We start from the raw sequence: 13,856 nt of genomic DNA, 5'->3' as shown, positions 1-13,856 counted from the left end.
CAATAGGGTATTCGGTGTGACGATTTTTACTGTGCTTTACGTACTGATAATGCTCTGCAAGCGCCTCGGTATCATGGGTTCTAAATTGAGTTCCATCAACTGAAAACAGTCTTAAACCAAACCATTTATCCTCACTATCTTCGGACTGAGTCCAGTGCTGAGCAGTCATAGTAAATAGCGCTTTTAGTGGCTCTGCCGTGAGACGTTTTCTGGCTTGAGGAATGGCACTTGGCGCAATGGATTCACCTAAAGAGCTGGACAGTTTTAAGTCTAACTTGTCCAAAACGTCAGTAATCGGTCTGTCGCGATATAAGCCAATACCCACTAGCAGCCACACGACCAACTCAGCAGGTAGCTTTCGTCTTCTCATGCTGGCTTTATTCGTTTCATCAAGTGCTTGATTTATCCATTCCAATGGAAGCTCTTTTTGAAAAAGCGCAAGTGAATCAGGAGAAGCGAAGTCATCAACATCAATAAGCCAGTGAGCCAACATAAAAAATACCCTCAAACATGAAATGCTTGAGGGTATTTTCAACCAACCACAGGATCGTTCAACTGATCATTTGCTTAACTGATCGGTGTTAGGAATTAACAACCGGCTTGCTTGGTAGTGGCTAGCTTAAAATCATAGCGCTTTTGGCCTCAAGCGTGATGAGCATTTCTCCATGTTGATACTCATAATGTTGTGCGCTTAGCGCATTGCTAAACTCCCCACGGGTTAACCCCAATTGCCAGAGGGGCAAACATACGTCACGGGCATGACCAAGATTAATCGCAATCAGAACTCTTTGCTCCGCATAGCAGCGTGCAAAGACAAAACTGCTCTCATCTTGATACAGCAGTTGAAAATCCCCTATCTGCAAAGCGACATATTGTTTTCGTAGCGCAATCAGTTGTTGAAAGAAAGAAAAATAAGGTGATGTTGTCACTTGCTGCCAAGGCATACAACGACGGTTGTCGGGGTCATGACTGCCTCTTAATCCAACCTCCGTCCCATAATAAATACAAGGCGTACCCACATAGGTGAAAAGTAGAGTGCTGGCGATATGAAATAACGGTTGATCGCCATCGATCAGCTCGATAAATCGTGCGGTATCATGGCTATCTAATTGATTGAGCTGGGCTAATTGATTCGCCCACGGGATTTTGGCTCTGGCTTCTGCTAGCCAATCGAGAAACTGCGGTACTCGGATATCGATAGGGTGAAAAGCAATATCTAAATGGGTGAGCAAAGCCCGTAAAGGATGCGCAAAACCATAATAATTCATCGCGCCATCTTCTTGATCGCCTTGCAGCCATTGAGTCGCTTCAAAAAAATGTTCACCCAATACATAGCAATCAGGGTTGATCTGTTTTGCCGCATCACGAAAGGCTTGCACGTAATGAGCGTTATTTTTGGCACCTTCACCTTCACCGAGCATATGGATAACATCAAAGCGCCAGCCATCAATTTGATACGGGGGCTTAAGCCAATGTTTAATTACCGCTTGATCAGATTGATAAATAGCCGCTCTGACTTCAGGATGCTGAAAGTTTAACACCGGTAAGCTAGCAACACCTTTCCAGCCGATATATTCTTGAGTGTCGCCTTGGAAAAAATAGTAATCGCGATAAGCGGATTGGACCGATTGATAAGCACCTACTTCTTGATGCCAACCCTGTAAATTAAACCACGGATGCTCGGTAGAAGTATGGTTAAAAACCGCGTCGAGCACAATTTTCATCCCTCGCTGATGAAGATTATCGCACAGCTGCGCAAAGTGGTGATTAGTGCCTAAATGTGGGTCGACATGGTAGTAATCCATGCAATCGTATTTATGATTACTAGGGGCATGAAAGATCGGGTTTAGGTACAGCGCAGTAACGCCAAGATCTTGTAAGTAATCAAGCTTTTCTTCTACCCCATATAGGTCACCGCCATAAAATTCACAGCCGCCATTGCCTTGATGATTATCAACGGGCTCTCCCCATGCTTTGGCAATCACCGGTTTGCTGCCGCCACTGACACTGTATTCTCCGCTTTTCACGCTGATTTCCGGTTTGCCATTAGCAAAGCGATCCGGAAAAATCTGATAAAAAACCTGTCGACTAACCCAAGATGGCGGCTGATGTTGTGCATTGTACTTGAAGTGGTACTCACGGCTTGGGATTCGCGCGGAGACAGATTTCGCATCTAGCCACCACTGACCTTGCTCAGAGAGTAACTTAAAGACATAGTGAGTTACTGCGCGATCTTGATTTAGCGGGATAGTTGCTTGCCAATAAGTGAGCCGTTCATGAGTGGTTATATTGACCATCTCGACTAAATGTTCTTCATTATCGGGTTCATGACGCACGAGAACTTGACGGCATGGGAATGAGCGTTCAATGGCTAAGGTTAAGGTTAATGAATCTTGGTGGCGAGTAACCCATGATTCAGTTTGGCCGTGAAAAAGAAACGGGGCGCGCATATTATACTCCTTCATCATCGTACAATTTCCCTGCTGTTTATCTCAGCAGGGAGAAGATCAGCAACTGGCTTACAAGACTAAGTGTTTAGAACCAATTTCAATAAAATGCGTGGAAAGCGGCTTAAAATTTATCTCGACATAACTACGCTGCTCCGTTACCACCAGAGTGAGTGATTGTTGGTTGAGATGATCGATTAAGGCATATTCTCCCTCGCTCAATTGCCAATGTTTAATCAGATCTTGGGGTAAATGCAGTGGTACGGTTTTACTTTCCGTGGCGCTAAAGTTAGCCGCTATAATTAATTTTTGCTCAGGACAAGAGCGAGTAAAGGCAAACAGCGTATCTTGTTGCTCTGCAAAATGTGGCCAATTCTCGGCGTATAAATCGTGATAATCGCCCATCAGCGCTGGACTGTTTTTAGCTAAGTTGAGTAGCTGGCAGTAAAATTGACGTAGCTGACGCTGCTTATCACTTAACTGCCCACCATCAAATCGACCATGATTAAGCCATTTTTGATGCTCAGGTACGCCAATATAGTCAAAAATAGAGGTGCGTGACGGCTGACCAAATCCAGCCCGTTCCGCCCCTGGCTCTCCCACCTCTTGACCAAAATAAATCAAGGTCGGCGCACTGGATAAACAGGTAGAGATCAGCATCGCTGGTCGCCCTTGTTCAGCATCACCAGCAAAGTCAGCCGAGGCAATGCGTTGTTCATCGTGATTTTCTAAAAAATGCAACATATGATGTTCAATATCACGCATTTGATACTCAATGCTGCCAATGATCGCGGTTGAAGCTTTGCCTTGCATGATGGCTTTTAACCCATCGTACAAATCGACTTTATCGTACAAATAATCCATTTTGCCTAACTGAATATAATCACGGTAAAGGTCGGGCTGATAGACTTCAGCCATTAAAAATGCATTAGGGTTAACGTGCTTGATCGCTGAGTTCATAAAACTCCAAAACTCAATCGGTACCATCTCCGCCATGTCATAACGAAACCCATCCACGCCTTGCTCTAGCCAGTAGAGCGCAATATCACGAAACTTAAGCCACGAGTTTGGCACCGACTGCTGCTGCCAAAAAGTAAAATGCGCTTGATGAGAAAGCCAACGATAAGATTCGGGGAGTTCGGCGAAGTCTTTCTCTCCACTAGGGGTAACGCCGTAATTAATTTTTACCGTTTCATACCAATCGTCCGCATTGGGTTTGGCCTGCCGCGAGCCATTGCCGGTCCATTTGGCTGGAAATTCTTGATAAGGCTCAGCCAGGAGCGGATGATTTTCACCCCCTAATGGCAATAAGTGGTCGGGCAGATCGGGCATTTGAAACGCCTGATTGGGTAGGTAATAAAAATTATTGTCTCTTGCATACTCAAGTTGAGTATTATCACTTTGTCCGAAGTCTTCGACGCCGGGGGGATTGTTTAATCCTTGATAGTGTCGCGCCACATGGTTCGGGACAATATCAATAATAACTTTTAAGCCAGCCTGATGTGAGCGGTTAATTAAAACCAAAAACTCTTGGTTACGTTGCGCAGGGTTATCGGCCAAATCGGGATTAACCGAGTAATAATCTTTCACCGCGTAAGGCGAACCCGCGCGTCCTTTCACTACGCTTGGGTGATCATCACTGATCCCAAACGGGCGGTAGTCGGCCACTAAAGCATGATGATGAACACCCGTATACCAAATATGCGTTGCTCCCAATTGAGCAATTTCTTGCAAGGCTTTAAGCGTAAAATCATTAAACTTACCCACTCCATTTTGCGCTTTTGTGCCCCAGGGGATGTTGGCGGTTTGCGTATTACCAAATAGACGAGTAAAGACTTGATAAACGTTTATTTTTGAAGAGGAATATTCTGGATGCATCGTCTAAAACCTAACTGCTATCAATAAGAAACCGTTTAAGGGTAGACAATGGTTAGATAATGCAACTCATCCCTTACTCAGCAATTTAGGGCGTAGATCGAAGGGAGAGTGGAAAAGTGTGAGCGAGGTTAAGCTATACGAATGAACGGAATGGTTGTTGCTATGGCCTGCTGGTGATTATAGCAAGCCACAGAAATCGAGAATTAAACCCCAGCGCGTTTCAGTAGCCCGGCCATCAGTGGCGAGCTGGATTTCACTTGTTTAGATTTGTTTTGTAAGCTTTTCACTAGCTGCGGCTGATTAATGCTTTTGGCAATATAAGCCATGGCCTGATAAAAACCGGCAGCAGAGTTGATTTTGGCTTTATCATTGAGGGGTGCCAGCAGCTGAACCATCGCCGTACCACTCATGCCATTATCGATAGCGTGTTGCTGAACGGCATCCAACAAATGATCCAAATCGGCTAACGCTTCGGTGCTTTCTATCCCTTGTTTTTGCATTTCTTTGCGGTTGCGCTTGCGAATTTGTTTGATCACAAAGGCAGGTTGGTTAATCTTTTTAAAACCAAAATAACCAGCGGCCACGACAAGAACTAGCCCACCGACCACATAACCCCAGATAGAGCCAGAAGAAGATTCAACCATAGGTTGAATGGCATCAATACTGGTTGCGATATCAGACATACATATTCCTTACTATAGAGAAAACTTAACCACTATACCCTTCCTACTTGAAGCTGCAGGGGTGTTGGCTACGTTCGTTCACCCCAATCACATAGTCTGTCTATGCTCATGGGGATGAACTCACTTGCCGCCTACCTGCAACTCCAAGTTGTTTGGGTAGAGGAGGGTAGTTAAGTGTGAAAAGACCATCATTGACTGACCTGCAAGGTGTTGCTTTGCGTTTTATCAACAATAGTGCAAAAGGCAGTCTTGGTTATATCATTTAATCGGCGCAATGTGATCGTTTCACGCTGAAAATTAAGCGGACAGTGACGACTCACGCACGATCAACTGGCCAAGATAGGTATGATGCAATGAGGTCACTGGCTGTTTATTAGCAAGCATCACCGCGCATTGTGTCGCAGCCTGAGTTAACTCGACGATCGGCAGTGCCACGGTTGATAAACTTGGAATGGCATACGCGGCAGCGGGTTCGTTATCAATACCAATCACGGCAATATCTTGTGGTACGCGCTGGCCGTGCTCATGTAAAGCGCGAATGGCGCCAATCGCCATATCATCATTACAGGCAAAAATCGCACTAAAGTTTACGCCACGAGTGAGTAGCTGCTGGGTAGCATGGTAGCCAGAGTTAAGGCTATTATCGCCTGCGACGATTAAATCAGGCTTGGGGTCAATATCAGATTGCGCGAGTTGCTGCTGATAAGCGGCTAAGCGGAGCTGCCCAGTTTCACTGTTGAGCGGTGAAGTAAGACAAGCAATCGCTCGATGGCCAAGGGTTAATAAGTGCTGCATAGCAAGGGTAGCTAATTGAGTTTGATCTAAGCCAAAGCTTGCTAATGTTGAAGTGGAAAAGCGTCGATTCAACACGACCAATGGAATGGCGTGTTCGTGTTGCCACTGGCTCAGCTCGGTTTCGCTTAAATGACGGCTATAGATCATAATCGTGTCACAGCGTTGATTCGCCAATATTTGCAGCGCTTCTCGCTCACCTTGGACGCTATTTTTACCATTGACCACCAGCAATTTTTTGCCCGCTTGCTGAGCCCCTTGTTCGGCATGATGCAGCACACTACCAAAATAGCTGCTTTGAAAATGCGGCAAACTTAAACCAATCGCATGAGAGGTATTGGTGGCCAGCGCTTGCGCTAAGGTATTGGGTTGATAACCGAGTTGCTGCATGGTAGCAAGAACCGCTTGGCGGGTAGACTCTTTAACTTGGCCATTGCCGTTCAGCACTCGTGACACCGTCGCTTTAGACACTCCGGCGGCTTTACATACATCATTAATGGTGGCCATGACGGCAATTACTCCTAACTGATCCAGCCCTTTGTCACTTGAGCGTGCAAAGGGCAGGTGAGTGTAGCGCGTTATTCATCTCAGCTCTATACCCTTCCTACTTGCCGCCTAGCGGCAACGGCAAGTGGTTTAGGTATCGATGGAATTAAATAATTTGTCCGTTACTGGCAATCACTTGCTGGTACCAGTAAAAGCTTTTCTTCTTCGAGCGCGCCATGGTTCCAGTGCCATCATCGTGCTTATCGACATAGATGAAACCATAACGTTTTTTGTATTCACCGGTGGTAAAAGACACGCAATCAATACAGCCCCAAGGGGTGTAACCCATCACCTCAACACCATCGTAGTTAATGGCGGTCTCCACCGCTTTGATGTGCTCGCTGAGATAGTTAATTCGATAATCATCATTAATTGAACCATCCGCTTGCACTTCATCAAGCGCGCCAAGACCATTTTCGACAATAAAAATTGGCTTTTGGTAACGCTCATACAGTTCAGATAAGGCAACACGTAAACCGTCGGGATCGATTTGCCAGCCCCAATCCGACGCGGGTAGATATGGATTGAGACGGCTATTTTCAAACAAGGACGTGGTTTGTCCTTCCTCTTTCTGGGTTGAGACAATATTGGTCATGTAGTAGCTGATCGCGAGGTAATCAGCGCAGCCTTCACGTAAAATTTGCTCATCCCCAGCGGCCATTTCGATTTGGATATTTTTACGTTGCCATTCTTTAATCAAATAACTTGGGTAGTAGCCACGGACTTGAACGTCACTAAATAGATACTTTTCGCGCATCAGCTCTTGTGCGAGTAATACGTCTTCTGGACGACAAGTAGCTGGGTAGAGCGGCATGATGTGGATCATGCTACCGATTTTAAAATCAGGGTTTATCTGATGGCCTAATTTGACCACTTGCGCACTGGCAACAAATTGATGGTGCAGCACTTGGTACATCATCTGTTCAGGATTTGGGTAATCGGTGTAGATCATCCCTGAGTTACAATATCCCCAAATCGGCAGTTTCCAGTTACGCTGATTGTTAATTTCATTAAAAGTGATCCAGTATTTGACTTTGTGCTGATAGCGCTCCATCACGGTCTGGCTAAATTTCACAAAAAAGTCGATCACTTGGCGATTGGCCCAACTGCCATAGTGTTTCACTAAGTGATTCGGCATTTCGAAATGCGAAAGGGTGATGACCGGTTCAATGCCGTATTTCAATAGCTCATCAAACAGATCATCATAAAATTGCAGCCCAGCTTCGTTAGGTGTGGCTTCATCGCCGTTCGGAAAAATCCGCGTCCAAGCAATCGATGTGCGAAAGCATTTAAAGCCCATCTCAGCAAATAACGCGATATCCTCTTTATAACGTCCATAAAAATCAATCGCTTCATGGTTAGGATAAAACTGATCGGATTCTACGCTATCGGTGATTACTCGCGGTACTTCATGCGCCCCTTTAGTCAGCACATCAACCACACTCACGCCTTTACTGTCTTTGTTCCAGCCACCTTCTACTTGGTGAGCCGCCACTGCGCCGCCCCAGAGAAAATCTTTCGGAAAACTGTACTGTGTCATAGGTTACCCCTTAATCATCTTATTAGAAACATGCTTAACCTGTGGCTAGTCTAGATCGTTTTTTACTCAATTGGAACCGGTTTCTGTAACCGGTTCCAATTTTTTCTGTTCGGTGTGAACTTTGCCGTGAAGCGCATAGAAATGATGCACAGGCCCATGGCCTTTACCTACCTGTAACTGGTCAGCATATAAGATGGCTTGCGAGATATAATGCTTTGCTCGCGTTACGGCTTGCTCAAGGCTTAAGCCTTGCGCAAGGTAAGAAGCGAGCGCTGCAGAAAGGGTACAACCTGTACCATGAGTATTGCTGGTGTGGATTCTTCGCCCTGAAAAACACCTTACCCGCGATCCGCAGATCAGCCAATCGTGACTATTTACTGATGCAGTAAAATGGCCACCTTTAAGCAGCACCGCTTGGCTTGGCAAAGCTTGTAATGCGGTGATGATCTCATCAAGTTGCTGGTCGTGTTTTGGCATCGGACAGCCAGTTAATACCGCAGCTTCAGGTAAGTTGGGGGTAATAACCGTGGCTAGTGGTAATAACTGCTGTTTTAAGTCATTGACGGCTTGTTCGGCAAGTAACGCATCACCGCTGGTGGCGACCATTACCGGATCTAACACGATAATCTTTGGTTGATAGTGACGGAGTTTTTCACCCACGATATGGATAATCTGGCTATCAGCCAGCATACCAATTTTTACCGCGGCCACGGTAAAGTCACTAAAAATCGCATCCAGTTGACTGGCAATGTGTTCAATGGCAATCGGCAAAATTGCCGTTACTCCAAGGGTATTTTGTGAGGTGATGACGGTAATGGCGCTACAAGCATAGCTACCAGTGGCGGAAATGGCCTTGATATCGGCTTGGATCCCGGCGCCGCCGCCGCTATCTGAGCCAGCAATGGTTAATACGATTGGGATGGGTGAAATAGCAGACAAGCGGTTGGTCATGACAGGCTCCTATAGATGACGTATAGGAACTGGCCAATGACGACCAATATGGTCGAAGCTAAATCATCGTATACACATTGATGCTAGTGGTATGCGAAAGCTGTGTCATTGGTTGCCATAGTTCCCTACGTCAGTGCTAACTGAATCAGGTTCAACGGGTCTCGCAATGCGATCTCAGCCTTAAGGCTCCCCGACTATAGTGGTGCATATCCTGCCGACTTAACGCGACAGGGTTATTGGATTGGTCCCCTTTTAGCGACAATTTTAAGCCACTTGGATAGACTGATTGATTTTATAACAATCATTAAGATAACAATCAATCCAATCAGTCCCTGTGGGATAAATAAAAATGCCCACTCAAAGAGTGGGCAAAGCGTAAGATTAACGGTTGATGGTTTGTCGCGTAATCGATGTTCAAAGCGACTTAATAATTTTTGCCGTTAAGGGGGATACCTTACGCGTTAGCACGAGCACCTAGTTTAGCTTTTTCACGCATACCGAGCAACAAGGTGAGGGCAAATGATGCGACGAACGCGATAACCATGCCGACCACATAGTAGCCAATTTTATCAGGACTGATGGAGATAATACCCGGTAAACCTGCTGCACCTAAAGCGTGTGCTTTTACGGTAAATAAAGTAATGAATGCACTGGCGATGGCGGCTCCGCAGATTGCTGCGATAAACGGATAACGCAGTTTTAAGTTAACCCCAAACATTGCAGGTTCAGTAATGCCCAGTAACGCGGTTACACCAGAAGGCACAGCAATCCCTTTCATTTTGGTTTCTTTGCTGGTTAGTCCCACGGCTAAAGCAGCAGCGCCTTGCGCCACATTGGACATGGCAGCAATAGGGAAGATAAACGTACCGCCAGTGATAGCGATATCAGCAAGAAGCTGAGTTTCAATCGCAATAAAGCTATGGTGCATGCCTGTTATTACAAATGGTGCATAGACGAAGCCAAATAGTGCGCCACCGATAAAGCCCGCTGATTCATACAGCCAGTTTAAGCCATCGCCTAATAGGAAGCCGACATCACGAGTTAAAGGCCCAACCACCGTAAAGGTCAGAAAACCCGTGATAAAAATGGCTAGCATTGGCGTTAATAGGTTATCAAGCACCGAGGGGATAATTTTTCTTAACCCATTTTCGACTTTAGCCAGAATAAAGGTCGCGACTAAGACGGGTAACACCGAGCCTTGATAGCCGACTTTCTGGATCTCTAAGCCTAAAATATTCCAAGTAGGAATGTCGCCGGTTAATGAAGCGCTACCAAATCCCCAGCCATTGAGAAGATCAGGATGGACCATGAGCATGCCCAAAGCTGCGCCAAGGAAGGGATTACCACCAAATTTACGAGAGGCAGAAAAAGCCAGTAAAACCGGTAAATAAACAAAAGGGGCATTAGCGAAGGTATTGATCATACTCGCTAAATCAGCAAGACCCGGATTGGCGTCAATCAGTGATTGCCCTTCGATAAATAATCCTTGTGCCGTTAATAGGTTATAAAGACCCATTAATAAACCGCCCGCGACAATGGCTGGAATGATCGGCACGAAAATGTCCGATAAGCCTTTCACCGCACGCTGGACAATATTTTGCTTCTGCGCACCCGCAGAGGCGACATCATTGGTGGACATCTCTGCGAGGCCAGTCAATTTCGCCATTTCAGCGTAAACTTGGTTAACAATCCCAGAGCCAAAAATGATTTGGTACTGGCCTGCGACTTTAAATTGACCTTTAACACCATCGAGATCTTCAATGGCTTTTTCATCAATCAGCGATTCATCACTGATCGCCAAACGAAGTCGAGTGGCACAGTGTGCGAGTGCTTGAATGTTGGCTTTGCCACCCAACAGCTCAATAAGTTGTTTTGCTATGACTGGATAGTTCATAACTCACCCCGGTTGTTGTGAATGATTTATAGGATAGTTTTAATGATTACAGTTGTTTTTTTGGGAACGTTTGCAGATTTAATAATCATCAACAAATCGCTACAGGTCAAAAGGAAATCAGTAAATATGTGAATAGGATCGCCAAAACCCGCAGTGATAATTAACAAAACAAGGGTAGAATCACGCAATAAGAACGATAATATGGTAGTGATTTTGCAATCAATCCCAATGTGATGATGGAATGAGAAAATAATGGCAAGTTTGCATGATGTAGCGCGTTTAGCTGGTGTATCAAAATCGACCGTATCACGAGTGATGAATGACGAGTATGGTGTTAAAGAATCGACCAAAATCAAGGTGTTAAAAGCGGTTGCTGATTGTGGTTATATGGTCAATCAGGTTGCAAAAGATCTCAAATCACAAAAGACCAATTTGATTGGCGTGATTGTGCCTCGGGTCTCTTCCCATGCCACCGCGCAAGGGGTTGATGGTTTAACGGCTATTTTTGAACAAGCAGGAAAGCATGTATTGCTCGCCAATACTCATCAAATTCATGCTAAGGAATTAGAATACATTCAAATCTTTAATCAAAAGCGAGTTGAGGGAATCATCTTCTATGCGACTCACCTTGATGAGCCTTTGATTAAAGCGATTCAACAATCTCATGTTCCCGTTGTATTAATTGGTCAGGATGGCTCGTTATACAATATCCCTAGCGTGGTGCATGATGATTTACGAGTCGGGTTTGAAGCAGGTAATCGCTTAGTCGCGGCCGGGTGCGAGCAGATCGGTTTTATCGGTGTGCAAAGTGATGATTTGGCGGTGGATGCCCTGCGTTCGCAAGGGCTAGCTCAGTCACTAGCGCTTCATCAGCGAGAGTTATTGTTTCATGCACGTGGTGATTTTTCGATTGAATCAGGCTATCGGTTAGCTAAGCAGCAACTGCAAGTTTTCCCTCAACTCGATGGACTATTTTGTGCGACTGATCGATTAGCGGTCGGGGCAATTAAAGCCCTGCATGAGAGCGGTAGAATTGCGGGTCAGCAGGTGAAAATACTCGGGGTCGGTAATGACGAGTTGGCTTATGTCAGTACTCCAAGCTTATCTACTTTCAATTATGCTTTTGATAAAGCAGGAGAAAATGCCGCAAAAATGTTGCTTGATCGTATTGCTGGGCAAGGTTTAGAGATGAGTAAAGTCGTGTTGACCTTTCAAAATATTGATCGTGAGACTTGCTCACCATTGGGCTCGTAGAGACTCGTCGACAATTTTGTGTTCTTTCTCACATTGCTCTCGTCGAGTTACTCATGAAAATCAGAAATACTTGCCTATCGGCGTAATGTCTTATACTTTTTGAGAACGTTCCCGATTTAATGGTAATTCTATGTCTCTTAATTTGTTGATTGAACTCGCTGGTGGGATAACCAATATTCTGCGTATTTTAGCACCAGAAGGGCGGGTAACCGTTGCGGTACGTGATTTACAGCAGGTTAAACCGCTGCCAACATCGATAGTCTCAGAGTCGGTATTAGGGGAGTGGCAGCTTTCTATGCCGATCAGTGATGAAATTTCTGAACACGATTTGGCAGAGGTTGGCATTCACATTGCCAAGCAGCAACGTCAACAAGCTAAAGCTTATTTACCGCCGACCGAAAGTGTATATCGTCCGCAATGGCATATTTCGCCGCCACAAGGTTTACTTAATGATCCTAATGGCTTTGTTTATCATCAAGGTGAATATTATCTGTTTTATCAGTGGCACCCGTTTGCTTGCCAGCATAAAGACAAATATTGGGTGTTACTCAAGAGCCAAGATCTCATCAACTGGCGTTGGCATTCGATTGCACTGACGCCTTCAGATTGGTTTGACAGTCACGGTGTATTTTCAGGTCATGCGGTTAGTGATGGTGACGATCTGTGGCTGTTTTATACCGGAAATACTCGATTAGGACAGGATCGTCAGCGGCAGACCATGCAGTGTATTGCCAAAGCTAACTCCGAAGGTGGTTTCACTAAGCTAGGCCCGGTTATTCGCACTTTACCAGATGGTGTTACTGAGCATATTCGCGACCCTAAAGTAGTCTATAAACAAGGCCGCTGGCAGATGCTGCTCGGCGCGCAAACTCAGCAATTAGCGGGTTGTTTAGCCGTTTATCATTCGGATAACTTACATGATTGGCAATTTGATGGATTGTATGGTCAAGAATTAGCACCTTATGGTTATATGTGGGAATGCCCAGATAGATTTGAACTGGATGGCCAAACCTTGGTTGTTTTTGGTCCACAAGGTATTCGCTCATCTAATCCTCATCACACCATTGAACACCACAATCGAATTTTTACCGTCGCCGACAATCAGCAAGGACAGCTACAATTCTTACAAGGTTGGGAGCTTGATAGTGGTTTTGATTTTTATGCGCCGCAAACGGCATTAACGCCAGATGGACGACGTATTCTCTGTGGTTGGATGGGGCTACCGGATGAGGTCGATCACCCTAGTTGCGCTGATGGTTGGATCCATCAATTAACCGCGTTACGTGAGTTACGGTGGGTAAATGGTCGCGTGATACAGAGCCCGATTCGTGAACTGACTCAGTTGCGTGGCGAAAAACGCTCACTACATTTGACCGAGCAGGGTATCGACATTGGCGGTAAAAGTTATGAATTACAGGTCACTTTACCTTGGGGGAGTGAGCTGCATTTGATGAAAAATCGTCACCAGCAAGTTGTGTTATCCCTTGATGAGCAGAGCCACACTTTACGCTTAGATCGCAGTCAAACTGAGATCCGTCAAGGGGATACAATACGAGAGCTAAACCTCACGACAGAACAAGTTAAGCTACAAATTCTGGTTGATCATTCGTCGATTGAAATTTTTATCAATCAAGGAGAGCAAGTGATGAGTAGCCGCGTGTTTACCGCGCCGGATGCTACGCAAATCGCTTTGTTCGGCGCTGAGCTTGAAGCGGATTACTTCCCTCTTCAGGCAACATTAAAGCCGTTTGCTGCTTAAGGTTATCCTCCTCCTATTTGTAACTGTAGCGATGTTGGCTACGTTCGTTCATCCCAATCAAATAGCTTGTCTATGCTTATTGGGATGAATTCATTTGCCGCATACCTGTGAC

Annotated in this window: 10 protein-coding genes and 1 riboswitch; of the genes, 2 read left to right on the top strand and 8 right to left on the bottom strand. The window is 45.4% G+C overall.

The features are described 5' to 3' along the window. The 8 genes from CAG58_RS12235 to CAG58_RS12200 form a co-directional block, all read right to left on the bottom strand. The coding region (locus CAG58_RS12235; RefSeq protein ID WP_202598291.1) for a transposase domain-containing protein at nucleotides 1–493 on the bottom strand (493 nt) is incomplete at its 3' end. Between the two features lie 121 nt (nucleotides 494–614). Continuing rightward, complete coding sequence (gene malZ, locus CAG58_RS12230; RefSeq protein ID WP_161425755.1) at nucleotides 615–2,450, bottom strand: maltodextrin glucosidase; 1,836 nt, start codon at nucleotides 2,448–2,450, stop codon at nucleotides 615–617. A gap of 69 nt (nucleotides 2,451–2,519) precedes the next feature. Continuing rightward, nucleotides 2,520–4,325, bottom strand: coding sequence for an alpha-amylase family protein (locus CAG58_RS12225; RefSeq protein ID WP_161425754.1), 1,806 nt, complete (start codon nucleotides 4,323–4,325; stop codon nucleotides 2,520–2,522). 203 nt (nucleotides 4,326–4,528) lie between these two features. After that, nucleotides 4,529–5,008, bottom strand: a complete 480-nt coding sequence (locus tag CAG58_RS12220) for a hypothetical protein (RefSeq protein ID WP_004395503.1) — start codon at nucleotides 5,006–5,008, stop codon at nucleotides 4,529–4,531. A 297-nt stretch (nucleotides 5,009–5,305) separates the two neighbouring features. Then, nucleotides 5,306–6,307, bottom strand: coding sequence for a LacI family DNA-binding transcriptional regulator (locus CAG58_RS12215; protein ID WP_161425753.1), 1,002 nt, complete (start codon nucleotides 6,305–6,307; stop codon nucleotides 5,306–5,308). Nucleotides 6,308–6,452: 145 nt separating this feature from the next. Continuing rightward, nucleotides 6,453–7,886, bottom strand: coding sequence for a 6-phospho-beta-glucosidase (locus tag CAG58_RS12210; RefSeq protein WP_161425752.1), 1,434 nt, complete (start codon nucleotides 7,884–7,886; stop codon nucleotides 6,453–6,455). Nucleotides 7,887–7,952: 66 nt separating this feature from the next. Then, the gene (gene thiD, locus CAG58_RS12205; protein WP_161425751.1) at nucleotides 7,953–8,837 is read right to left on the bottom strand and encodes a bifunctional hydroxymethylpyrimidine kinase/phosphomethylpyrimidine kinase; all 885 of its coding nucleotides are present in this window, start codon (nucleotides 8,835–8,837) and stop codon (nucleotides 7,953–7,955) included. Nucleotides 8,838–8,942: 105 nt separating this feature from the next. Continuing rightward, a riboswitch (TPP riboswitch) is annotated at nucleotides 8,943–9,040 on the bottom strand. A gap of 251 nt (nucleotides 9,041–9,291) precedes the next feature. Beyond that, nucleotides 9,292–10,731 carry a sucrose-specific PTS transporter subunit IIBC gene (locus tag CAG58_RS12200; protein ID WP_161425750.1) on the bottom strand — a complete coding sequence of 480 codons (1,440 nt, stop codon included), beginning with the start codon at nucleotides 10,729–10,731 and terminating at the stop codon, nucleotides 9,292–9,294. A 252-nt stretch (nucleotides 10,732–10,983) separates the two neighbouring features. Between CAG58_RS12200 and CAG58_RS12195 the strand changes: the two genes are divergently transcribed. Together CAG58_RS12195 and CAG58_RS12190 are read left to right on the top strand one after the other, a co-directional pair. Beyond that, the gene (locus CAG58_RS12195) at nucleotides 10,984–11,985 is read left to right on the top strand and encodes a LacI family DNA-binding transcriptional regulator (protein WP_161425749.1); all 1,002 of its coding nucleotides are present in this window, start codon (nucleotides 10,984–10,986) and stop codon (nucleotides 11,983–11,985) included. 130 nt (nucleotides 11,986–12,115) lie between these two features. Further along, nucleotides 12,116–13,744, top strand: coding sequence for a glycoside hydrolase family 32 protein (locus tag CAG58_RS12190; protein ID WP_161425748.1), 1,629 nt, complete (start codon nucleotides 12,116–12,118; stop codon nucleotides 13,742–13,744). The last annotated feature ends 112 nt before the right edge of the window (nucleotides 13,745–13,856 follow it).

It is taken from the genome of Vibrio sp. V31_P5A7T61 (assembly GCF_009904895.1).
GTDB lineage: Bacteria > Pseudomonadota > Gammaproteobacteria > Enterobacterales > Vibrionaceae > Vibrio > Vibrio metschnikovii.
This window is presented reverse-complemented; position numbering and strand designations above follow the sequence as displayed.